Raw genomic sequence first — 23,920 nt, 5'->3', positions numbered from 1 at the left:
TCACAAATTCGTCTACAATTCAAAAAAGTCAAAACCAATCATAGTTTTGACTTTTTTGAACGTATCGTATCTGCAATAGCAGAAGCGATGTTATTCTTGCTCTTCTTTTTCAAATGTCAAAAGACCAGCATCGATTTCTTCAAGAGCCTTCCCTACAAATTTGTAGGATTTTGTGTTTTCGATTTGTTGATCTTGATGGATTTGCATTTCACGTGCACGGCGTGCAGACACTGTGACAAGTGTATATTTTGAGTCAAGTTTGTTCATCAATGAGTCAATTGAAGGATCTAACATAGTTTATTCTACCCCCAGCATTTTTTTATATCTTGGTGCGACTCTGTCTCTTCGCAGGTGCTCTGCAAGGACGATCGCTTTAATTCTTTCACATGCAATCTCGACATCGTCGTTTTCAACGACATAGTCATAAGCATCCATCATTTCAATTTCTTCTTTTGCAGCAGCCATTCGGTTACGGATGAGGTCCTCAGATTCTGTCCCGCGTGTAATAATGCGGTTTTGAAGTTCTGAAAGACTTGGCGGTGCAAGAAAAATAAAGAGACCTTCCGGGAATGCTTCTCTTACTTGAAGTGCACCTTGCACTTCGATTTCAAGGAAAACGTCTTTCCCTTCGCTCAATGTTTGTTCTACATAGTCAACAGGCGTGCCGTAGTAATTCCCGACATATTCTGCCCATTCTAACAGCTTTTTGTTTTCAATCATATGTTCAAATTCTTCCCTGGTTTTAAAGAAATAATCTACACCATTTCTTTCACCTTCACGCGGTTTGCGGGTTGTCACAGAAATAGAGTATTCAAATTTCGTATCTTCCTGGGAGAAAATGGCTTGTCTGACCGTTCCTTTTCCAACTCCCGAAGGTCCAGAGAGAACGATTAAAAGTCCTCTTTCTTTCATAATGGCGTATTACCCCTGCCCTTCATCTATGATTTCTTCTTTTACAGAAAGTCTTTGCGCAACAGTCTCAGGCTGAACGGCAGATAAGATGACATGGTCACTGTCCATAATGACAACAGCACGGGTTCTTCTTCCGTATGTCGCATCAATGAGCATGCCTCGATCTCTTGCGTCTTGTATCATTCGTTTAATCGGTGCTGATTCCGGACTGACGATCGAAATCATCCGATTCGCTGAAATGATGTTTCCAAATCCGATATTGATCAACTTTATGGTCATCTTCTTTCGTCCCCCTGTAATATAAACGTCTCTAGTCTCGCCGAAAGAGACGCACTGTAAACAGCATACACAATGACTATTCTATATTTTGCACTTGTTCTTTTATTTTTTCAATAGCGCTTTTCATTTCAACCACCAGCTTTGTTAAATGGTGATGGTTTGCTTTAGATCCAATCGTGTTGACTTCACGGTTGAGCTCCTGTACAAGAAAGTCAAGCTTTCGACCGGCAGCGCCGCCTTGCGTCAAAATTTGCTGGAACTGCTGAAAATGACTTTTCAGCCTCGTAATCTCTTCTGTAATGTCACAGCGATCCGCAAAGATGGCCGCCTCTGTGGTTAGTCTGCTCTCTTCAAGCGCCTCTCCGATCCATTCTTGCAATCTTTGATTCAATCGTTCTTTGTACTGGCTCACAACCTCTGGTGCAAACACTTTGATTTCTTCTGTAAATGCCTCAAGTTCAGACAGCCTGAGTTCACAGTCTTTTTGAAGTGATGTGCCCTCTTGCTCTCTCATAAAGCAAAGCTCCTTGACAGCTTCTTCACAAGTGTCTATCAGTAATTGCTCCAGCTGCTCATTTCGGCTGACTGACTCTTCCACCTGAACAGCCTGTTCCAGCTTCAGTAAGTCATGTGCATGCTGAATACCTGAAATGTGATAGCGGTCCTCAAGGTCTTTTGCGGCTTTCATATATTCATCAAGCAGCGGCCAGTCAATCTGTAAAGACCGGCTTGCAAGTTTACCGCCTTCAATCGTAACAAACAGCTCAATTCGACCGCGCTGCACGTGACGAAGAATGATTTTTTTCAATGTATCTTCGAAATATAAAAGCGGCCTCGGCAAACGGGCATGAACCTCTTTAAAACGGTGATTGACCGATTTTAGCTCAACTGACACTGTCAGTTCTCCATCCGTTTTACTCGCTTGGCCGAATCCCGTCATACTGCGTATCATGTCAAAACACCCAATTCTTTCATATTAATAAAATGAAAAAGGTAATAGCAGACACTATTACCTCAAAATTATACCATAACCAATTATTTTTTTCTTGTCAAAAGTGATCCTGCCAGTAAAAAAGTTGGCAATGCAGACATACCGATGATCAGAAGCCAATCGACTGGTGCGACCGCCACCGTTTTGAAAATTGGCTGAAGCGGCGGATAATAAATGACCACAAGCATCAGCAGCAGGGAAGACACAACAGCGCCGATCAAGTACATATTCCCAAATGGATTGCGTTCAAAAATAGACCGTTCACTGCGGCAGTCAAACACATGAATGAGCTGCGCCAAAACGAGTGTGCTGAATGCAACCGTCTGCGCATATTGAAGATTGTTCGGATCACGGTGATACACAAACATAAAGGCTAACAAAGTGGCAATCCCGATCAGAAACCCTCTTGATACGACCTTCCAGCCAAGCCCTCTTGCAAAAATCCCCTCTTTCATGTTCCGCGGCTTTCTCTTCATGACATCGCCTTCTGGTTTATCCATTCCAAGTGCCATAGCCGGCAAGCCGTCTGTGACAAGGTTTACCCACAAAATTTGAATTGGAACGAGAGGCAATGGAAGCGCAAGAAGCATCGCAAACAGCATGACCAAAATCTCTCCCACATTCGATGCCAGCAAATAGCGGACAAATTTGCGAATGTTTTCATAAATATTCCGGCCCTCTTTAATAGCGGATTTAATGGTCGCAAAGTTGTCATCAAGCAAAATAAGAGAAGAAGCTTCTTTGGCAACGTCAGTTCCGGTAATCCCCATGGATATACCAATATCCGCCTGTTTAATCGCTGGCGCATCATTCACCCCATCACCTGTCATCGCGACAATATGGCCATTTTTTTGATAGGCCTTCACAATTCTCAGTTTATGCTCAGGTGATACACGGGCAAAGACGTACACATCTTCTGCTGTTTGCTCCAGCTCTTTGTCGCTTAGCTGATCCAGAGCTTTTCCATCAAGCACCTTTCCTTGCTTCGGTAAGAGACTTAAATCTTTAGCGATCGCTTTAGCCGTTTCTACGTGATCGCCTGTAATCATCACTGTTTTAATGCCAGCATCCCGGCATTCTTTGATCGCTCGTCTCACTTCAGGACGAGGTGGATCAATCATGCCCTCTAGACCGATGAATGTGAGGCCAGTTTCTGCCTGCTGAACAGAGGTGATTTTTTCTGTAAGGCTTACTTTTTTATATGCAATCGCAATGGTTCTAAGCGCTTGTCTTGCTAAACCTTGAATGGCAGCTTCTGTTTCTTGCCGGTGGACCTTTGAAAATGAGGCGGTACGTCCGCCGTGCATCATATGACTTGAACGGTTCATTAGCACATCTGGCGCCCCTTTGGCAATGACATACCGCTCCTTCTGATTCGTTTCCACGACGACTGACATCATTTTTCTTTCAGAGTCAAAAGGGAACTCCTCCACCACACGAAATCCTGCTTCGATGAATTGCTCTGTAAAACCCGCTTTACGCGCAGCGGTGAGAAGTGCTCCTTCTGTCGGATCACCATCAAGTCTCATCTCTCCATCTTTTTCAACGATGGTCGATGTATTACAAAGCGCTCCGTATAATAGCACCTTTTGCAGGCTTGGATGTTTGTCTACATGAACAAGTTCTCCGTTTAAAGTAAAATCACCTGACGGCTCGTACCCTGCGCCAGAAATATTCCACGTTTTCCCCTCTGCCCATACATGTGTTACTGTCATTTTATTTTGTGTCATTGTGCCTGTTTTATCTGAACAAATAATCGAGGCGCAGCCGAGTGTTTCGACGGCCGGCAGCTTTCTGACAATGGATTTTTGTTTAATCATCCGCTGCACACCAAGGGAAAGTGCGACAGTGACGATCGCCGGCACTCCTTCTGGAATCGCAGCAACCGCGAGAGATACACCCGCCAAGAACATATGATACAAATCATGACCTTGCACTACACCAAGAACAACCACAAGCACAGTTAAAAATAAGGCAGCAACAATCAAAATTTTCCCAAGCTGCTCAAGGCGCCTTTGCAGCGGTGTTTCCATATTACCTGCTGAATCCAGCATACCGGCAATTTGTCCCATCGCCGTATTCATCCCTGTACCGATGACAACACCTACACCGCTTCCTCTTGTGACAAGAGTCCCCATAAAGGCCATGTTCGTCAAATCTCCAAGCGAGACATGATCTCGCGAGAGCGGACTCGCATGTTTGACCGCTGGGATGGACTCTCCAGTGAGGGCAGATTCTTCGATTTCCAAACTCTTTGTTTCTAGTAATCTGATATCTGCCCCAATTCGGTCCCCGCTTGAAAACTTCACAATATCTCCCGGCACGAGGTGCTTGGACGGGATCTTGACCCATTCATTGTTTCTCCTTGCATAGACATGCGGCGTTGATAATTCCTTTAGTGCTTGGAGGGACTTTTCCGCACGGCGTTCCTGATAAAAGCCAAGCACACCATTTATCAGCACAATCGCCACAATCGCCACAGCATCAATGTATTCACCTAAAAAGGCAGAAATAATCGTTGCCGCAAGCAGGATTAACACCATAAAGTCTTTAAATTGCGCTAAAAAAATAACGAACGCCGACGCCTTTTTCCCTTCCTGCAATTCATTTGGCCCATGCTTTTCAAGCCGCTTTTGCACATCTTTTTCTGACAGTCCGTCACCTATCGATGTATTCATTGTTTTTAATAAATCGGTTTGGTTCAGTTCATGCCAATTCATTTGACCTCGTCCACTCCTCTTTTGTTCTCTCTCTTATGCAGTGTTCTATAAGCCAGTTTATTCAGACTCGTCCTAAATCATGCTATAATAATAAGACTGCCTAAAGAACGAGAAAACGTAAGGTTCTTTCAGTAGATTTGTGTGAAAGAAGAGGGTGTATCCAACATGTCATTTGACGGCATTTTTACATACGGTATGACAAATGAATTGCAAGAAACATTAACTGGTGGAAGAATTTCGAAAATACATCAGCCATACAAGCATGAGCTGATTTTTCATATCCGATCAAAGGGGAAGAATCATAAGCTTCTTTTATCCGCTCACCCGAGCTATGCAAGAGTACAGCTCACTGAGCACCATGATGATAATCCGAGCGAACCGCCAATGTTTTGTATGCTTCTCAGAAAACATCTTGAGGGTGGGTTCATTGAACGTTTTGAACAAATTGGGTTAGATCGGGTGATCGTGCTGCACGTGCGAAGCCGAAATGAAATTGGCGATGAACAAACCCGTAAGCTATATATTGAAATTATGGGCAGGCACAGCAACTTGATCCTCGTGGAGGACGAAACGGAGCAGATCATTGACGGACTGAAACATCTTTCTCCATCTGTGAACAGCTATCGAACGGTGCTGCCCGGACATCAATATCTTCTGCCGCCGGCACAGCAAAAGCTGAATCCTTTTGACGTGACGAAGGAAGATATTTTAAAGCATTTACGTTTTCAAGAAGGGAAAATCGCCAATCAAATTGTCGATACATTCTCCGGAGTTTCTCCGCTGTTTGCTAAGGAAGCTGTCCACAGGGCCGGTCTTGCCAATCAGGAAACGATTCCAAGTACATTACTCGAGATGTTCCAGCTCATACAGGCGCATTCTTTTACCCCTCAGCTCACGAGAAAAGATGGGAAAGAGTATTTTTATTTATTAGAACTTCAGCACGTCGATGGTGACATGAAGACATTTGATTCTCTAAGCGAGCTGCTTGACCGCTTTTATTTCGGAAAAGCTGAAAGAGACAGAGTCAAACAGCAGGCGGCTGATCTTGAACGCTTTGTTGCAAATGAAAAAAAGAAAAATGAAAAAAAACTGAAAAAACTAAAAAGAACGCTTGAAGAATCTCAAAATGCGCATAAGTATCAGCTTTATGGTGAATTGCTTACTGCCAATATATATGCGATTAAAAAAGGGGATAAAGAAGCGACTGTCATCAATTATTACGATGAAGAAGGTGGAGAGATGACGATCCCGCTCAAAACAAACAAAACCCCTTCTGAAAATGCACAAGCGTATTTTACAAAATACCAAAAGGCAAAAAATGCAGTAGAGGCCGTAAATGAACAAATCGAACGAACACATGAAGAAATTGTTTATTTTGATGAGCTGATCCAGCAGCTGTCCTCTGCCTCACCAAAAGATTTAGAGGAAATAAGAGAAGAACTGGTGGAAGGAAAATATTTGCGTCCCAAACAAAAACGCAACGCCAAAAAGAAAAAACCATCGGCCATTCAGCTTGAAGCATATGAATCTTCTCAAGGTGTTCCGATTCTCGTTGGAAAAAACAACAAGCAAAACGAATATTTGACCACAAAGGCGGCAGCTCGTGATGACATTTGGCTGCACACAAAGAATATTCCTGGATCACATGTCGTCATTCGTCACCAAGCGCCTGATGAACAAACGTTGCTTGAAGCGGCACAAATTGCTGCCTACTTCTCGAAGGCAAAAGAATCAAGCTCCGTCCCTGTCGATTATACGAAAATCCGGCATGTGAAAAAACCAAACGGAGCAAAACCGGGCTTTGTCACGTATGATCAGCAGCAAACTTTATTTGTGACGCCTGATGAGGATGTTGTCCTAAAGCTGAGAAAATAAAAAAGAGCCGATTAAATCTTTAGATGAGATGGGACTGACCCCATAAAGTGAGACAGATAAAAACACCTTTAAGTTGAAAATCGGGTATAGAATACCTGAAAACAATTTGGAGGTGTTTTTCTATGGGTTCAAGAGTTAGTTATCCATTTGAAGTGAAGATGAAGGCAATTGAAATGCGATTGGCGGGAGTACCAGTTAAAAAAGTGTTGGAGGAATTAAATATTCGGAATGTGACCCAACTTAAAACATGGATGAAATGGTATAAATCTGGAGACATTCATCGTTTAAGACAGCCGGTAGGCAAACAGTATTCATATGGTAAAGGACCTGAATATCAAGATGAGAACGAAAAGTTAAAAACAGAAAATCGTTTTCTAAAACAACAAATTGACCTATTAAAAAAGTACATGGAATGGGAAAGGAAGTGAAAAAAGAAGCGTTCGTGTCGATTTACGATACGGTAAAAGACACAGTAAGTGTAAGTACATTCTGTCAGATGTTTGAGGTCGCAAGATCAACATTTTATCGTTGGAAAAAACAAGATCTCCAGCCAAAACAGCAAGTGTTAATCGACCTCATATCGTCTCTTTGTGAGGCACACCAATATACGTATGGTTATCGTAAAATAACGGCTCTACTGCGAAAAGAAATGAAAATGAACCATAAGACCGTACAACGTATTATGCAAACCTACGGTTTACAGTGTCGTGTGAAAGTAAAAAAGCGTAAACAGACTGGTCAACCTTATTATATTGCAGAAAATCACTTAAAACAGGATTTTACTGCGACTAAGCCACTTGAAAAACTGGTGACAGATATAACGTATTTGCCATTTGGTCAAAAAATACTTTATCTATCTAGCATAAAAGATTTATATACAAGTGAGATTGTGGCTTATACGATTGGTGATAAACAGGATGTTTCGCTTGTTCTAGATACATTGAATCAGCTACAGGCACTGCCTAAAGGCTGCGTACTTCATAGTGATCAAGGTTCGGTCTACACTTCTTATGCTTATCAAAAGGAGATAAAGGAAAAAAGCATTACCATGAGCATGTCCCGTAAGGGAATGCCCGCTGATAATGCCCCCATCGAATCCTTCCACTCCAGTTTAAAATCAGAAGGATTCTATCTCCACCACCTGACAAACACTACAACAGCCATTGTAGAAAAAACAGTCAGGGAGTATATTGATTACTATAACAATATCCGAATTCAATTGAAATTAAACAACCAGTCACCAAAAGAGTTTCGGCAACTGGCTGTTTCATAAAGGTGTTTTGATCCCTGTCTCAAAAACGGGGGTCAGTCCCGATTTTATCGGCTTTTTCTTTGTCTTTTTTTTCTTTCTATATAGAGCTCATCCAGTACATCTACATCCTCTTGTTCAAGCAAGGTCTCAATGGCCGCAGCCAGCTGTTTAGTGCGGGCTGGGCTTGCACCACTCGTAGATACGGAGATTGTCACTTTTCCTGCCCTTACAACCTTTGGCACAATCACATTGCCAAGCTCTGACTGGCTCACACAGTTGACGAGCTGATGAGGAAGCGCTGTTTGCGTCATCCACTCGTTTACTGAAGGATCGTCTGTAGCAGCGACAATGAAAAATGCATCCTTTACATCTTCCGCATCAACTTTCTTTTTCTTCCAAGTCAGCTGATATGTCTCAATGAGATTCGCCATTTCATCACAAATGTCAGGACTCACAATGGTTATGCTGCAAGGCTCAATGCATAGCGCACTCGTCCTTCTAGCCGCAACCCTTCCACCACCGGCAATCAGCACGTGTTTATTGGTTAGATCAAGATGAACTGGAAGCATGGCTTTCTCCTTGAAATCGAAACGCATTCTCTTTATTTAAAATCGTTTCCTGCACACGTTCAATATAAGCTGCTTTCACATGGGGATGAAACCCAATATACCGGCAGACACGGACATCTCGCAGCCGCTCTCTCGCCTGATCCGCTTCATTCTCAATCTCTTTCATTAAAATGCCGGTAAATAAAAGATAAGGCACGAGATAGACAGGCGTATCGTCATCTACTGTTAACTGTGCTAAGACGTCACGATAATTCGGTTCACACGCTGTAATAAAACACGGGAGAACCTCAGCACGAGGCAGCATGCTTCGGACATCATCTGCAATCCCAAACACATCCCGCTTTACATCTGGATCAGAGCTTCCGCGGCCAATTAAAAGAATTTTAGCGCGCTCTCCCTTGTATCCTGCTTCTTCAATCCTTGCGATAACCGCTTTCGTGACTTCTTGGTTCACGCCTATAGGTCTTCCATATGTCACCTTCACTTTTGGGAAATGTTTTTGTACTTTCGCAATCTCATCTGGAATATCTGATTTGGCATGCATGGCAGTTAAAAGGAGGAGCGGGACGATTGCGATGTGGGTTGCTCCTTTTTGCACACAAGTCTCAAACCCTTCTTCGATTGAAGGGTCCGTCAACTCTAAAAAACAAATTTCTTGTATATCTGCTTCCACTAACGGCATACAGCTTTTCATAAAAGAAATGGCTTTATCCTGCGCTTCTTTTACCCTGCTTCCATGCCCAACATAAAGGACAGCTTGTTTCATTTGACTCCTCCTTGCGACCTTGGTTTTATTCAGACGAAAAGACACGATGTCCCCACGTGTCTTTTCATCTTTGTTTTCATTTCTCAATCAGTGCTGGTTCAAACCAGTTCAACTTTTGATGAAAGTGAACGACATCTCCTACCACGATTAAACTTGGATGCTCGATTCCTTCTTTTTCAACCGTTTCAGATAGTGTCGCCACCGTACAGCAAGTCGTCTTTTGCCTTGTGGTCGTTCCCCAGTGAATAAAGGCAGCTGGGGTTTCAGGATTCCGCCCATTTTTCAAAAGCAGCCGCTGTACTCTTTCCACGTTTTTGACGCCCATGTAAATGACAAGGGTATCAATCCCCGTCGCCAGCGCTTCCCACTTTTCTTCAAAATGTTCATCCTTTTGATAATGCCCTGTCACAAACGCAACATTTGAGCTGAATTCTCGGTGCGTGACTGGAATGCCTGCATAAGCAGCCGCTGCAATGCCAGAAGTAATCCCTGGGACAACTTCATACGGAATACCATGCTCAGCTAAGCATTCGATTTCTTCACCGCCACGGCCAAATACAAAGGGATCACCGCCTTTTAGACGAACGACTATGTTCCCTTCCTTCGCATGAGCAACAAGTGCTTCGTTAATCGCTTCCTGTCTCATCATATGATGATTCGGCAATTTTCCGCAATAGATCAACTCCGCCTCCGGTTTGGCATGGGCAAGAATCTCTTGATTGACAAGACGATCATATAAAATGACATCTGCCTGCTGTATTGCCTTATGGGCCTTTAGTGTAATTAAGTCTGGGTCACCCGGTCCGGCACCAACAATGTATACTTTCCCCATCTTGCTTTCTCCCCCTGCCATCAGGCGATTATTTCGTTTTACCCTTTACATAATCAACAAGGCGCTGTTTTGACTCCTCGCGTGATAATTCACCTGTATCTAGGACGAGCTCAGGCGCAGCTGGCTCTTCGTATGGTGAATCGATTCCCGTGAAAAATGGAATTTCGCCGTTTCTTGCTTTTTTATATAACCCCTTTGGATCACGCTCTTCACACACGTTCAGATCACATTTCACAAACACTTCGTGAAACTCTCCGTCTTCGACTAACTGTCTCACGATTTGGCGGTCTTCTTGAAATGGTGAAATAAAAGCAGTAATGACAATCGTCCCTTGCTCAACAAATAATTTCGCCACTTCACCGATGCGCCGAATGTTCTCTTTTCTGTCGTCATCTGAAAAGCCTAAGTCTTTATTGAGTCCATGGCGTACGTTATCGCCGTCAAGAACTGTCACTTGGTACCCCTGTTTAAACAGCTCTCGAGCCGCTGCGTTGGCGATCGTCGATTTACCTGAACCGCTTAGACCTGTCAGCCAAATGATCCCGCTTGTATGGTTGTTTTTCTGTTGATATTCTTTTTTAGTAATAGATGAATCATGCCACACGATATGTTCGTTGCTCATGTCATATCCTCCTTTAAGACACCGTCGTTTTTAATCCTTCGATTAATGTTTCAATGACTTCTTTTCGGCTGAACGTGCTCGGTGGTAATTCACCATTTCTCAGCATCGTTCTGACTTTTGTACCTGAGAGAATGACATGTTCGCTTTTATCATGTGGGCATGTTTTTGGTGTAGCCATGGCTTCACATGTATTGCAGTAAAAGCTGTGTTCAAATTTTAATGGTGTAATCCCAATTTCTTCGCTTGTAAATTGCTCAAATAGCTCCTGCGCTTCGTATGTGCCATAATAATCACCAACACCTGCATGATCTCTGCCGACAATAAAATGTGTGCAGCCATAATTTTTACGCACAAGCGCATGAAAAATGGCTTCCTTTGGTCCAGCATAACGCATGGCAGCAGGAAAAACACCTAAAAAGACGCGGTCTTTCGGGTAATAACCGTTCAGTAACACTTGATAGCTTTTCATTCTTACATCTGCTGGAATATCATCAGATTTTGTTTCACCAACAAGCGGATTTAAAAATAGACCATCCACTGTTTCCAGTGCTGTCTTTTGAATGTATTCATGCGCACGGTGGACTGGGTTTCTCGTTTGGAAACCGACAATGGTTTTCCAGCCGTTTTCTTTAAAATGTTTTCTTGTTTCTTCTGGCTCATACGTAAATTGCGGGAAAGGTTTTTCACTGCGTTTTGTCAGTGTAATTTTCCCACCAATATACGTGTCACCGCGTTCAAATAATTTTTTCACCCCAGGGTGATTACGGTCATCTGTTTTATACACATTCACTGCTTCTTTTTCCTTATCAGGTGTGTATTGATCTTCCACCTCTATGACCCCGTATACTGTTCCATTATACGATAGACGAACAATGTCACCTTGATTGATCTCCGCTGCTTTTTCCTTCGTGACAGGCAAAGTAATCGGAAGAGACCAAACGACACCACTCGCTAGCCGCATAGTGCTGACAACTGCTTCATAATCAGCTTTCGTTAAAAACCCTTCAATTGGACTATACCCGCCAATTGCAATGAGTTCAAGGTCTGCAAAAGAAATGGCATCCAGCTCAATTTCTTTCGCAGCTGTGCTTAGATCAAATTCTTCATTTACTCGATTAATTAATACGCCACCATGTGGTGTTAAACTCATTTGTTCATCTTCCTCTCAATGTTCATATTTAGTAGATGTTAATAGTCGGATTTATATTTAAATCCCGCCGCCCTGTTCATGAATCGAGCTGCTCTCATTTTTAACTGCCTTCATAAGACTCAGTGCACCTAGTGAAGCAAGCAGTACACTCATCATGATAAAGATAGAGTAATAGTCTCCTTTTAACAAAAGGCTCACCAGCAAATACGATAGACTGAGTGATAAGAAAGGTGACACGACCCATACTTTCAGCATTTTTTTCACAACATGTTTATGAAAAATGTTCGGTCCACTCTTTGCCATACCAAGCCCAATAATGGACGAGGAGGTAATTTGAGTAAGGGGAACAGGTAGCCCGAAAATAGAGCTGGCGATGACAAGTCCTGCACCGGTGCTCGATAATAGAATTCCTTCACCCGTTTGATAGCGTGTAATTTTCTTTCCGTTTGTTTCTAGCACCCTTCTTCCTAGCAAAAGCGCCCCAATTGCCACAAAGATTCCGCCGTAAAGGGTTCCTTGCCCGACTGATAAAACACCTGACGCGACAAGCGGACCGACCGCATTGGCGACATTGTTCATGCCGGCTGAAAATGCTTCTAAAAACCCACTAATAACCAAAACAACAGATAAAATCAATGTACCTTTTTTGGATAATGTTCGTTTAGGGAACAATCTGATGATTTTGACAACAGCAAAGGTAAAAACAAAGGCAACAATCGGAATAATCACCCAAAAAGAGACAATGACTAAGATCGATTTCACATACAGCACTTTATATGCGGCTGCCACACCAACCACAGCTCCTACTGTGACCTCACTTGTGGATAAAGGGATGGCCAAGAGATTCGCTATGAAAAGTGATAATGCGGCCGAGCCAATGATGATACACACAATTTCAAGTGAAATGACAGATTCCGGCATAATCCCAGAGCTGATCGTTTTGACGACCTCACCGCCGCCAATCACTGAACCTGCTAATATTCCAACTGCACAAACGCTGAGAGCATAGATTGGCTTTTTGATCGCACCTGATCCATATGCGATGCCCATCGAAGCGGCTGCTCCACTTGCGCCAATGTTTAAAGCAAAGAATAAGCTAAATAAAATTGCGGCGATTTCCATACATTATGCTCCCTTACTCATGTAATCCGCACTCAGTCTTTGCTGTCCCTGACCATCTTCCAGAACGCAAATCATCAGCAGTAAATGCCGGCTGTGTACATGGTGCACACCCGATGCTCGGATATCCTTGGTCGTGCAGCGGATTATAAGTAAGATCCTCTCTAGACGCATATCTCCATATGTCCTTCCACGTCCAGTGGATGAGCGGACATACTTTGACTGATTGAAATTTTTCATCCTTATTTAAGAAATTCGTACCTGCTCGTTTAGGCGACTGCTCTCTTCTTAAACCAGACAGCCATGCCGGATAGCCAGATAGTGCCTCTTGCAACGGAATGACCTTTCGCATATGGCAGCAGCTTTGAGGATTCGTTTCCCATAATTTATCACCATGCTGCTCATTCTGCTCTTCCACCGTCAGCTCAGGTGTTTTCAGCACGATGTCTAAACCAGGATATCTTTCCTTAACTGCATCAATGGTGTCGTATGTTTCCTTAAAATGCAGACCTGTATCTAAAAAGACAATTCTTGCATCTTTTTTTACTTTCGCAATAAGATCGATCAGGACAATGCCCTCAATGCCAAAACTGCATGCATAAACGAGCTGATCACCATAGTGGCCGTACGCCCATTTCAGCACAGATAGGGCCCCTTTATACAAATCGTCCTCTTGAAATGTAATGGACGGCTCTTGCCAATTTTCATAAGTTAACATTGTTTCTCCCCTTCCGGAGTACTGCTTCTATTGCTATTCTCCGCACTACTTTAATCTGATTTTTTCATTTTTTTCCACTTGAATCACTTGACCGTCCTGAACGACCAACGTAATTGAACCGAATTTCATATCCCCAATCAGCTCTTGCATGTGCTTCACTAAGTCCTCATCCTGGTTTTGTTTCAGTTCCATCTCCTCTTCCTCCTCACCGTTAAAATAAAAAAACTTTCTTTCAGTCCGAAAGAAAGATGAGGAAGCTCACGATTTCCTTATCTTTCAAAATAGAATCATTTTGCAGGAAGTAGCACCTTGCAAATCGCAGGTTGCCGGGCTTCATCGGGCCAGTCCCTCCACCTCTCTGGATAAGAGTTTTAATTTGTATTAAATATTAACACAATTCAAACAAAAGTCAACCCGACTTTGTTGATAGGATTAGTTTTTATTTAAATTTGAGTCTATTTTACTATTTTTAACCAAATGAAAAAACTGTGCAGCGCCGCACAGCTTTTTTAAAACAAGACAAGCTTTTTAGACCGTTTCTTCCATCCAAGATTCAGACGAAGGATCCTGTCTCCAGCGTTTTAGTTTATTCATAGCAGAAGGCTCGATTGCTTTTAGCTCAAGTGCCACTTCTGTCAGCGTGTCATAGTCTGTCAGCGTGACATAGGGAATGTTTTTCTCTTGAAAAGCCGCAGTTGCTTTTGGCAGTCCATAAGTGAAGATCGCTGCAACTCCGAGTACGTCACAGCCTTCTTCTTCTAGAGCAGCAACAACTTCAAGAACGCTGCCTCCAGTTGAGATGAGGTCTTCTACGACAACCACCTTTTGGCCAGGCGATATAGCTCCTTCAATTTGATTTCCTTTTCCGTGTGCTTTTGGTTTACTTCTTACATAACACATCGGTACGTTCAGACGATCAGCTGCTAATGCCGCATGAGGAATGCCAGCTGTAGCTGTACCTGCGACAACTTCCGCTCCTTCAAAATGAGTGAGAATCAAATCTTTTAATCCTTCCGCAATATCCCCTCTGACCTCAGGATAAGACAAGGTGAGGCGATTGTCACAGTAAATCGGTGATTTGATGCCGCTCGCCCATGTAAATGGTTCGTCTGGTTTTAAAGAGACAGCTTTGATTTGTAATAAATGCTTCGCGATTTTCGTTTTCATCCGGCAGTCACTCCCACTCTTTCAAAATTTGTTGATAAGCTTCCACTGGGTTTGTGGCTTTTGTGATAGATCTTCCCACAACAATCTGTGAAACACCCTGCTCTTTGGCAAAGGCAGGTGTCGCCACACGCTTTTGGTCATCCGTTTGATCATTCGGTAAGCGAATTCCTGGTGTGACAGTGAGAAAGGAGGGAGAGATTTGTTCATGAAGCTGTTTTGATTCATGAACAGAGCACACCACACCATCAAGTCCACTTTCATATGCCAATTGTCCATAATGAAGCACAGCCTCTTGCAATGGGCGGTTAATTAGTAATTCTTTTTTCATCATATCTTCTGACGTGCTTGTCAGCTGGGTCACTGCAATAATGCCCGGGCGATTTTGCCCGGCAGGAGTTCCGCTTTCAAGCCCCTCTACGGCCGCCTGCATCATTTTTTTCCCGCCGGCTGCATGCACATTCACCAAATCAACCCCAAGTGCAGCAAGCCTGTTCATTGCTTTTTGCACGGTTGTTGGAATGTCATGAAGCTTCAGATCAAGGAAAATACGGCAATTTTTTTCTTTCAGTGCGTCAATAATGACAGGCCCTTCTTGGTAAAACAGCTCCATGCCAACCTTTACGAATAATGGAGTACCTTCAAAATGATCTAAAAAGGCGTGCGCCTCCTGTCCTGATGGAAAATCAAGCGCGATGATGGGCAAATGCTTCATGTTTCCAGCTCCTTCCGATGCATTCCTCTACAGATGAATACCCATAAGCCGCTAACACATTCGGCAGTTCATCAATGATTTCCGGGCAAATAAATGGGTTCACAAAATTGGCTGTACCAACAGCTACCGCACTTGCGCCAGCTAGTAAAAATTCAAGTACATCTTCAGCGCTTTGCACCCCGCCCATCCCAATAATCGGAATAGAAACGGCCTGACTGACCTCATGCACCATTCGGATGGCAACAGGTTTTACAGCAGGACCTGATAATCCGCCTGTTTTATTGGCAAGAATGGGTTTGCCTGTTTTTAAATCTAAACGCATCCCAATCAAGGTATTGATCATGGTGAGTCCATCCGCTCCAGCCGATTCAATCGCTTTAGCAATCTCAACGATATTGGCTACATTAGGTGACAGCTTCACATAAACAGGGACGGAGGAAACGTCCTTGACGGCTTTTGTCAATGTAGCCGCCATTTCTGGATCGGTCCCAAAGGCAATTCCGCCTGTTTTCACATTCGGACACGAGATATTCAGTTCAAGGGCGTGAACATTGCTTGCTTGACTAATTTGCTTTGCTACTTCAACATAATCATCAACTTGTGATCCAGCAACATTGGCAATAATAGGGGTATCGAACTGCTCAAGCCAAGGTAATTCATGTTCAAGCACGCCTTTTAGACCTGGATTTTGGAGACCAATCGCATTCAGCATACCGGCTCCTGTCTCAGCTACCCTAGGTGTCGGGTTGCCAAATCTCGGTTCAAGGGTCGTGGCCTTAATCATGATGCCACCCAGCAAGGAAAGGTCATATAATGAAGCGAATTCTTTTCCAAATCCAAAACAGCCTGATGCAGGGATGATTGGATTTTTTAAAGATAAGCCGGGTAATTCGATGTTTAGCATGATAGCGCCACCTCCTCCGCTTTAAATACAGGTCCATCCAGACAAACTTTAACGTACGGTTTCTCGTGCTGATCGGTATGACAAACACATGCAAAGCATGCACCGATTCCGCAGCCCATTCGTTCTTCCATTGAGATATAGACAGGCTTATCGGGATAAGAGTCTTTTAGTGCTTTTAACATAGGTGTCGGTCCACAGGAAAGCAAGACATCAAAATCCAGCTCATTCTCTTCAATGACATTTGTCACGAAACCTTTCGAGCCATATGTCCCATCAACGGTTGCGATAAACGTATCTCCGAGTGCTTGAAACTTCTCCTCATAAAATACATCCTTTTTCGATTGAAAACCGAGAACATGTTTTACGATGACGCCTTTTTTCGTTAACCGCTTAGACAGTTCATATAGCGGAGGCACACCGATTCCTCCACCGACTAATAATGCGGTCTGTCCAGCCTGAACGACTGAAGGGTCATAGCCGTTTCCAAGCGGTCCTAACACATCGACTGACTCTCCCGCCTGCTTTTGGGAAAGGAGCTTTGTGCCCTCTCCCTCTGCGCGGTAAATGATGGTTGCTTCTTGCTTTTCGGCATGAATGTTGGCAATACTGATCGGTCTTCTCAGCAGCGGTGTCATGGATTCACTGACCTTTATATGAAGAAACTGTCCAGCTGTTTGAAAGGATTCAACAAGATCACCCTTTAATGTCATTTCGTAAATATGATCAGCGATCTCTCGGTTTGAGACGACCGTCAAGTATGCTTTTTTCATATCGTTACTGTCACCTCAGCATTCGTTTTCACTTCTGGCATTTCATCTGCTCTAAATGTCATGCTCTCTAGCACTCTTAAAATCGCTTCCGCTGTATCTAGTGACGTTAAGCAAGCGACACCATTTTCAACAGATTCACGTCTAATTCTAAAGCCGTCTCTTGCCGGCTGTTTTCCTTTTGTTAAGGTGTTGATGACAAATTGGGCTTCACCATTTCGAATGACATCCAGCAGATTCTTTCCTTCTTCTCCTATTTTGCCGACAACACTTGATGGAATGGAGGCTTGTTTTAAGTAATTCGCTGTTCCTTCTGTTGCTAAAATATGATAGCCGATGGAATGGAATCTTCTTGCAATCTCAAGTCCTTCTTCTTTATCTTTATCAGCCACTGTCAAGAGAACCGTTCCGTCTTTTGGAATTTGAATGCCTGATGCAATCAACCCTTTGTAGAGGGCTTTTTCGATTGTGACATCTTTCCCCATGACTTCACCTGTTGATTTCATTTCAGGCCCTAGTGTAATATCTACTCTTCTTAGTTTTGCAAAAGAGAAGACTGGGACTTTAACATATACGCCTTCTTGCTCAACATGAAGTCCTTCTTGGTAGCCATAGTTTTTCAGTTTTTCTCCTAAAATAACCTTTGTAGCTAAGTTCGCCATTGGAATGCCTGTAATTTTACTTAAGAATGGGACAGTCCTGCTTGAACGCGGATTCACTTCAAGTACGTACACTTCTCCTTTTGATAGCACAAATTGAATGTTCAAAAGCCCAATGATGTTAAGGCCTTTTGCGAGTTTAATCGTATATTCTGCGATTTTCGCTTTGATGTCCTCAGACAAAGTTTGCGGCGGGTAGACCGCGATGGAGTCTCCAGAGTGAACTCCGGCTCTTTCAATGTGTTCCATAATGCCTGGTATGACAACCGTTTCTCCGTCAGACACAGCATCTACTTCAATTTCTTTTCCTGTCAAATACTTGTCAATGAGCACGGGGTGCTGCGGATTGACTTTCACCGCATTCTCCATGTAGTGAAGGAGCTCAGCTTCTTGATACACAATTTCCATTGCACGGCCGCCTAATACATAGGAAGGACGGACAAGCACGGGGTAACCGATTTGATTCGCAATGGCTACTGCTTCTGGCACAGACGTCGCTGTCTTTCCATTTGGCTGCGGCACGCCGAGTGTTTCTAATGTTTGTTCAAACTTGTCACGGTTTTCCGCACGGTCAAGGTCTTCAAGTGAAGTTCCAAGTATCTTAACCCCTCTATTTGATAATTCATCTGCTAAGTTAATCGCTGTTTGTCCGCCAAACTGAACAACGACACCTTCTGGTTGTTCAAGGTCGATGATGTGCATCACATCTTCTACAGTGAGTGGTTCAAAGTAGAGCTTATCTGAAATACTAAAGTCTGTTGAGACGGTTTCAGGGTTGTTGTTAATAATAATGGCTTCATAGCCTGCTTGTTTGATTGCCCACACTGAATGAACGGTCGCATAATCGAATTCTACTCCTTGTCCGATTCTGATTGGACCTGAGCCTAGCACGATGACACTTTTCTTATCTGTTCGTTCGGATTCATTTTCATCTTCATATGTGCTGTAGAAATACGGTGTTTCTGATTCAAATTCTGCCGCACATGTGTCCACCATCTTATACACAGGAACGATGCCTGCTTCTGTTCTTAGGTTATAGACATCTGCCTCATTCATATTCCATTCGCGGCTAATATAAATATCTGAGAAACCTTTTTCTTTCGCTTCTTTTAAAACGTCTACATTGCCTTTGTTTTCTTTTAGTGTCTTTTCAAATGCGATGATGCCTTCCAGCTTATGAAGGAAGAAATAATCAATTTTCGAGAATTCATGAATCTGTTCGACGCTATAGCCTCTTCTTAGCGCCTCAGCGATATAAAACAGACGCTCATCTCCTGCTTTGATAATCCGCTTTTCAAGCACTTCGTTTGTAATGTCCGCTTCGTCTTTTAATTCAATGTGATGCACATCCGCTTCAAGTGAACGCACAGCCTTTAAAAGAGACTCTTCTAATGTGCGGCCAATCGCCATGACTTCACCAGTTGCTTTCATTTGTGTTCCAAGTCGTCTGTTGGCAGATTCAAATTTATCGAAAGGCCAGCGCGGGATTTTTGAAACAATATAGTCAAGTGCTGGCTCGAACGCTGCATATGTTTTGCCTGTGACTGGGTTCATCATTTCATCAAGTGTTAAGCCGACTGCGATTTTCGCTGCAAGTTTTGCAATTGGATATCCAGTTGCTTTAGACGCAAGAGCAGAAGAACGGCTCACGCGGGGGTTTACTTCGATAATATAGTATTGGAAGCTGTCTGGATCAATCGCCAGCTGTACGTTACATCCGCCTTCAATGCCAAGTGCACGGATCAGCTTGAGTGACACATTACGAAGCAGCTGATATTCACGATCACTTAGCGTTTGACTTGGTGCCACAACGATACTGTCACCTGTGTGGATGCCGACAGGATCAAAGTTTTCCATGTTACAAACCACAATGGCATGATCTCCGCTGTCACGCATGACCTCATATTCAATTTCTTTAAAGCCTGCGATACTTTTTTCAAGCAAACATTGTGTCACAGGACTTAACTTCAGTCCATTCTCGACGATTTCTTTTAATTCTTGCTCATTTGTACAAATTCCGCCGCCTGTTCCGCCTAGTGTATAGGCTGGTCTAACAATGACCGGGAAACCGATTTGATCTGTGAATGCCATCGCTTCTTCAAGGTTATGGATGATTTCACTTTCTGGTACAGGTTCATTTAATTCATTCATTAGATTACGGAATAAATCTCTGTCCTCTGCTTTTTGAATAGCTGATAGCTTTGTGCCTAGTACTTCAACACCGCATTCAGCGAGTACACCAAGATCTGATAATTCAACAGCAAGGTTCAATCCAGTTTGTCCGCCAAGTGTTGGCAGAATCGCATCAGGACGTTCTTTTCGAATGATTCGTGTTAAAAATTCTGGTGTCAGTGGTTCGATGTATACCTTATCGGCCATTTCTGTATCTGTCATGATCGTTGCAGGGTTAGAGTTCACAAGAACGACTTCATAGCCCTCTTCTTTTAGCGCTAAGCAAGCCTGTGTGCCTGCATAGTCAAACTCCGCTGCCTGACCGATGATGATTGGACCTGAACCGATCACTAAAATCTTTTTGATATCTACGCGTTTTGGCATACTTCTTCCCCTTCTTTCTCAGTTGTATGAATCATGTCCATGAACTCGTCAAATAAGTAGTTCGCATCTTCTGGACCCGGTGATGCTTCTGGGTGATACTGGACAGTAAATGCTGGTGCTTCTTTATGTTTTAATCCTTCAATGGTGTTGTCATTTAGCGCAATATGTGTGACTTCAAGCACGTCTTCATTAATGGCGCTAACCGTGTAACCGTGGTTTTGAGACGTCAGAGTTACCTTGCCAGTTGCTAGTTCTTTGACTGGATGATTGGATCCTCTATGCCCAAATTTCATTTTTTCTGTACTTGCACCGCACGCAAGCGCGAATAACTGATGTCCTAGACAGATACCAAAGAGTGGTACCTTTCCAATCAGTTGCTGAATCATTTCAACCGCTTCTGGTACATCAACTGGATCCCCAGGTCCGTTTGAAAGCATGATGCCGTCTGGTTTTAACTGTAATACTTCATCTGCCGTGATATTGTATGGCACCACAATGACATCACAATCTCGCTTATTGAGCTCGCGTAAAATGCCGTGCTTCATGCCGAAATCGACAAGCACAATTCTTTTTCCTCTTCCTGGGCTTGGATACGCATTTTTCACAGATACTTGGCTTACTTGATCTGTTGGCAGCTGCATCGTTTGAAGGCGGCTCACAACGTCTTCTACTTGTTCATCCGGTCCTGCAAAAGCTCCTCTTAATGTACCTGCACTTCGAATCATGCGCGTGAGCTTGCGTGTATCAATGCCGCTAAGACCCGGGATATTTTTCATTTTTAAATACTCATCAAGTGAGTATGAAGAGCGCCAGTTTGAAGGCTTTTCACAAAGCTCTTTCACGATCAGCCCTTTCACAAACGGTGTGATCGATTCAAAATCATCACGGTTAATGCCGTAGTTGCCGATCAGCGGGTAAGTGAGTGTGACAATTTGTCCGCAGTACGACGGGTCAGACAAAATCTCTTGATAGCCTGTCATCCCTGTATTAAAGACGACTTCTCCGACTGACGGTTCTAAGCTGCCAAAGCCTGTTCCTTCGAATACTGTTCCGTTTTCTAGCACTAAGCGTCTCTTCATTTTACTAGTCTCCCCTCTTCATAAACGACTTTCCCAGATGCAAGTGTCATGACCGGCCATCCTGATACAGTCAATTTGTCAAACGGTGTATTTTGTCCTTTAGATAAGAAGCTTTTTTTGTCAATTGCCATTTCTTTGTTTAAATCAATCAGTGTGATATCAGCGATTTGACCTTCTTCCAGCTTTCCGTATGGAAGAGCAAAGGCTTCTGCTGGTTTAATGGTCATATAATCAACCAGTTCTTTTAATGTCCATTCCCCTGTTTTCACAAAACGTGTGTACAGAAGCGGGAATGCTGTTTCAAGTCCGACAATCCCAAAAGGTGCCCTCTGCATCGTTTCGTTCTTTTCTTCTTCTGTATGCGGTGCATGGTCTGTGGCAATAAAATCAATCGTGCCATCTAAAAGCCCCTCGATCAGTGCCTCGCGATCTTCTGCTCCTCTGAGCGGCGGATTCATTTTATAGTTTGTGTCAAGACCTGGAATGTCTGCATCACATAAGAGAAGGTGATGTGGAGAGACCTCAGCCGTCACACGAATGCCTGCTTTTTTTGCATCGCGTACCACTCGGACGGATTCCTTTGTACTGATATGACATACATGATAGTGACAATTCGCTGCTTCTGCTAAGAGGACATCTCTTGCAATATGCACCGATTCACAAATTGACGGTATCCCGTTTAACCCATTTGCTTTTGAAAAGTCTCCTTCATGAACGCATCCTCCATAGATGAGTGAGTTATCTTCACAGTGCGCCACTATGGCTTGATCAAGGCTTGCTGCCTTTTTCATTGCTTCGTACATCATGCCTGCTGTTTGAATACCAACACCGTCATCCGTAAAGGCAAAAGCGCCCGCTTCTTTTAACGCTGCAAAGTCTGTCATCTCTTCGCCAATTTGTCTCGTCGTGATGGAAGCGTATGGCAGTACTCTTACAGATGAGGTCTCTTTGATTCGATTCATCAGCCATTCCATTTGTTCTTTTGTATCTGGAACTGGTCGTGTATTCGGCATCGCTGCAATGGTTGTATACCCGCCTCTTGCTGCTGCCTTAGACCCTGTTTCAATGGTTTCTTTTTTCTCGCCGCCTGGCTCTCTTAAATGCACATGCAGATCAATCAAACCTGGTGATACAAATAGCCCTGCTGCATCAATGACTTCTTCTCCGTCTTCTCTTTCTAAGTGACCCATTGCTTGAATCACTTCTCCTTCTACTCTAATATCCTGCTGCACTTTTTCCCCTGTGCTTGTTAAGATAAAACCGTTTTTAATGAGATATGACATAGACAGAATCTCTCCCTTTTTGATGTAGTCTGCTATTTTGAAAAGCTCTTTTTAACACAGCCATTCGGATATACACACCATTTTCCATTTGTTTGAAAATCCTTGACTGTTTTGACTCTACTAATGAATCATCTATTTCAACACCTCTATTTACTGGTGCTGGATGCATAATAATTGCTCTTTCTTTCATTTTGCTTGCCCTGTCTACTGTTAATCCATAAGTCGATAAGTAACCATCATTGCCCATCTTTTCTGAGTGCCTTTCATGCTGAATTCTCAGCAGCATCACCACGTCAGACCGCTTCATGGCTTCGTCCACTTCGACATACGTTCCATGAGGATTTTGTTCATCTTGGAAGGAAGCTGGTCCTGAAAAGAGCACTGTCGCTCCTAGTCTTGCGAGGACTTCAGCATTGGACCTTGCCACCCTGCTATGTTTGATATCACCATGAATCGAGATCGTTAAGCCTTCAAAACCGCCAAACTCTTCGAAGATCGTCATCAAATCCAGCAATGATTGTGTAGGGTGCTGTCCGCAGCCATCTCCAGCATTAATGATTGGAATCCCAACCTTCCCAATCAGCTCTTTGTAATATTCGTCTGTACTGTCTCTGATGACACATGCCTTGACTCCGATGGATTCAAGTGTTTTCACTGTATCGTAAAGGGTCTCTCCCTTTTGAACAGAGGTACTTGCTGCGTCTAGGTTCAGCACATTCATTCCAAGTTTCTTCTCTGCCACCTCAAAGCTAAAACGCGTTCTTGTACTTGGCTCAAAGAAGAGGTTCGCTACAAATTCACCTACTAAACCATGTTCCTGTTTCCCTTTTTTCAATGCACATGCTTCTTCAATCAACTGTAAAATTTCTTCCTTTGACAAGCTGCTCATTGTCGATAAATCATTCATTTTTTCTGCCCCCTCTAGTTTTTCATCACTTTCAGGTTCAAAAAAACCCTAAGCCTCGGCAGCTTAGGGTTCTCCAAAAGA

The 23,920-nt window shown here is 43.3% G+C and carries 23 protein-coding genes and 1 riboswitch; of the genes, 2 read left to right on the top strand and 21 right to left on the bottom strand.

The features are described 5' to 3' along the window. Nucleotides 1-90 precede the first annotated feature (90 nt). The 5 genes from rpoZ to NST57_RS08250 form a co-directional block, all read right to left on the bottom strand. Nucleotides 91-294 (bottom strand): DNA-directed RNA polymerase subunit omega, encoded by a 204-nt coding sequence (gene rpoZ, locus NST57_RS08270; RefSeq protein ID WP_008344896.1) that lies wholly within the window; start codon nt 292-294, stop codon nt 91-93. Nucleotides 295-297: 3 nt separating this feature from the next. Further along, entirely contained in the window at nt 298-912 is a 615-nt protein-coding gene (gmk, locus tag NST57_RS08265) for a guanylate kinase (RefSeq protein ID WP_341298377.1), read from the bottom strand. 9 nt (nt 913-921) lie between these two features. After that, nucleotides 922-1,191, bottom strand: a complete 270-nt coding sequence (gene remA / locus NST57_RS08260; protein WP_008344898.1) for an extracellular matrix/biofilm regulator RemA — start codon at nt 1,189-1,191, stop codon at nt 922-924. A 76-nt stretch (nt 1,192-1,267) separates the two neighbouring features. Further along, nucleotides 1,268-2,143 (bottom strand): YicC/YloC family endoribonuclease, encoded by an 876-nt coding sequence (locus tag NST57_RS08255; RefSeq protein WP_142155011.1) that lies wholly within the window; start codon nt 2,141-2,143, stop codon nt 1,268-1,270. Between the two features lie 83 nt (nt 2,144-2,226). Further along, nucleotides 2,227-4,902 carry a calcium-translocating P-type ATPase, SERCA-type gene (locus NST57_RS08250; RefSeq protein WP_341298376.1) on the bottom strand — a complete coding sequence of 892 codons (2,676 nt, stop codon included), beginning with the start codon at nt 4,900-4,902 and terminating at the stop codon, nt 2,227-2,229. 165 nt (nt 4,903-5,067) lie between these two features. Here NST57_RS08250 and NST57_RS08245 point away from each other — a divergent pair, with 165 nt between their 5' ends. Together NST57_RS08245 and NST57_RS08240 are read left to right on the top strand one after the other, a co-directional pair. Next, nucleotides 5,068-6,777 (top strand): Rqc2 family fibronectin-binding protein, encoded by a 1,710-nt coding sequence (locus NST57_RS08245; protein ID WP_341298375.1) that lies wholly within the window; start codon nt 5,068-5,070, stop codon nt 6,775-6,777. Nucleotides 6,778-6,899: 122 nt separating this feature from the next. Then, nucleotides 6,900-8,050, top strand: a protein-coding gene (locus NST57_RS08240; RefSeq protein ID WP_142155484.1) for an IS3 family transposase whose coding sequence is annotated in 2 segments (ribosomal slippage) — nt 6,900-7,170 and nt 7,170-8,050 — 1,152 coding nt in all. Because the reading frame shifts where the segments join, the coding sequence is not laid out codon by codon here. Between the two features lie 44 nt (nt 8,051-8,094). Here NST57_RS08240 and NST57_RS08235 read toward each other — a convergent pair. The 16 genes from NST57_RS08235 to NST57_RS08160 all read right to left on the bottom strand — a co-directional run bounded on the left by NST57_RS08235 (nt 8,095) and on the right by NST57_RS08160 (nt 23,839). After that, on the bottom strand, nt 8,095-8,598 hold the full coding sequence (locus NST57_RS08235) for a precorrin-2 dehydrogenase/sirohydrochlorin ferrochelatase family protein (RefSeq protein WP_341298374.1): 504 nt from the start codon (nt 8,596-8,598) through the stop codon (nt 8,095-8,097). Then, a complete protein-coding gene (locus NST57_RS08230; RefSeq protein ID WP_341299207.1) occupies nt 8,579-9,397 on the bottom strand; it encodes a sirohydrochlorin chelatase in 819 nt (272 codons plus the stop codon). The genes NST57_RS08235 and NST57_RS08230 overlap by 20 nt, the downstream gene beginning before the upstream one ends. A gap of 43 nt (nt 9,398-9,440) precedes the next feature. Then, nucleotides 9,441-10,196 carry a uroporphyrinogen-III C-methyltransferase gene (gene cobA, locus NST57_RS08225; RefSeq protein WP_142155006.1) on the bottom strand — a complete coding sequence of 252 codons (756 nt, stop codon included), beginning with the start codon at nt 10,194-10,196 and terminating at the stop codon, nt 9,441-9,443. Between the two features lie 28 nt (nt 10,197-10,224). Continuing rightward, nucleotides 10,225-10,818, bottom strand: a complete 594-nt coding sequence (gene cysC / locus NST57_RS08220) for an adenylyl-sulfate kinase (protein WP_142155005.1) — start codon at nt 10,816-10,818, stop codon at nt 10,225-10,227. Between the two features lie 13 nt (nt 10,819-10,831). Then, the gene (gene sat, locus NST57_RS08215) at nt 10,832-11,968 is read right to left on the bottom strand and encodes a sulfate adenylyltransferase (protein ID WP_341298373.1); all 1,137 of its coding nucleotides are present in this window, start codon (nt 11,966-11,968) and stop codon (nt 10,832-10,834) included. A 57-nt stretch (nt 11,969-12,025) separates the two neighbouring features. Beyond that, nucleotides 12,026-13,090, bottom strand: coding sequence for an inorganic phosphate transporter (locus tag NST57_RS08210; RefSeq protein WP_341298372.1), 1,065 nt, complete (start codon nt 13,088-13,090; stop codon nt 12,026-12,028). A 13-nt stretch (nt 13,091-13,103) separates the two neighbouring features. Beyond that, a complete protein-coding gene (locus NST57_RS08205) occupies nt 13,104-13,805 on the bottom strand; it encodes a phosphoadenylyl-sulfate reductase (protein WP_008344917.1) in 702 nt (233 codons plus the stop codon). 45 nt (nt 13,806-13,850) lie between these two features. Continuing rightward, nucleotides 13,851-13,955, bottom strand: coding sequence for a DUF2292 domain-containing protein (locus NST57_RS08200; protein ID WP_373367998.1), 105 nt, complete (start codon nt 13,953-13,955; stop codon nt 13,851-13,853). Between the two features lie 116 nt (nt 13,956-14,071). Next, nucleotides 14,072-14,174, bottom strand: a riboswitch (SAM riboswitch). 159 nt (nt 14,175-14,333) lie between these two features. Further along, nucleotides 14,334-14,972 (bottom strand): orotate phosphoribosyltransferase, encoded by a 639-nt coding sequence (gene pyrE, locus NST57_RS08195; RefSeq protein ID WP_142155001.1) that lies wholly within the window; start codon nt 14,970-14,972, stop codon nt 14,334-14,336. 7 nt (nt 14,973-14,979) lie between these two features. Next, nucleotides 14,980-15,684: an orotidine-5'-phosphate decarboxylase gene (pyrF, locus tag NST57_RS08190; protein ID WP_142155000.1), complete on the bottom strand. Its 705-nt coding sequence runs from the start codon at nt 15,682-15,684 to the stop codon at nt 14,980-14,982. Further along, nucleotides 15,656-16,588 (bottom strand): dihydroorotate dehydrogenase, encoded by a 933-nt coding sequence (locus NST57_RS08185; protein ID WP_142154999.1) that lies wholly within the window; start codon nt 16,586-16,588, stop codon nt 15,656-15,658. The genes pyrF and NST57_RS08185 overlap by 29 nt, the downstream gene beginning before the upstream one ends. Next, on the bottom strand, nt 16,582-17,358 hold the full coding sequence (locus NST57_RS08180) for a dihydroorotate dehydrogenase electron transfer subunit (protein ID WP_341298371.1): 777 nt from the start codon (nt 17,356-17,358) through the stop codon (nt 16,582-16,584). Before NST57_RS08180 ends, NST57_RS08185 begins: the two co-directional genes overlap by 7 nt. Then, a complete protein-coding gene (gene carB, locus NST57_RS08175; RefSeq protein ID WP_272754412.1) occupies nt 17,355-20,570 on the bottom strand; it encodes a carbamoyl-phosphate synthase (glutamine-hydrolyzing) large subunit in 3,216 nt (1,071 codons plus the stop codon). The genes NST57_RS08180 and carB overlap by 4 nt, the downstream gene beginning before the upstream one ends. Then, the gene (locus NST57_RS08170; protein WP_019743288.1) at nt 20,555-21,649 is read right to left on the bottom strand and encodes a carbamoyl phosphate synthase small subunit; all 1,095 of its coding nucleotides are present in this window, start codon (nt 21,647-21,649) and stop codon (nt 20,555-20,557) included. The genes carB and NST57_RS08170 overlap by 16 nt, the downstream gene beginning before the upstream one ends. Further along, nucleotides 21,646-22,932, bottom strand: coding sequence for a dihydroorotase (locus tag NST57_RS08165; protein ID WP_142154996.1), 1,287 nt, complete (start codon nt 22,930-22,932; stop codon nt 21,646-21,648). Before NST57_RS08165 ends, NST57_RS08170 begins: the two co-directional genes overlap by 4 nt. Next, entirely contained in the window at nt 22,916-23,839 is a 924-nt protein-coding gene (locus NST57_RS08160) for an aspartate carbamoyltransferase catalytic subunit (RefSeq protein WP_142154995.1), read from the bottom strand. Before NST57_RS08160 ends, NST57_RS08165 begins: the two co-directional genes overlap by 17 nt. Between the last annotated feature and the right edge of the window lie 81 nt (nt 23,840-23,920).

This window comes from Bacillus sp. FSL M8-0077 (assembly GCF_038050255.1).
GTDB classification, from domain to species: domain Bacteria; phylum Bacillota; class Bacilli; order Bacillales; family Bacillaceae; genus Bacillus; species Bacillus altitudinis.
The sequence above is the reverse complement of the archived record's forward strand: the minus strand, read 5'-3'. Positions and strand labels throughout refer to the sequence as shown.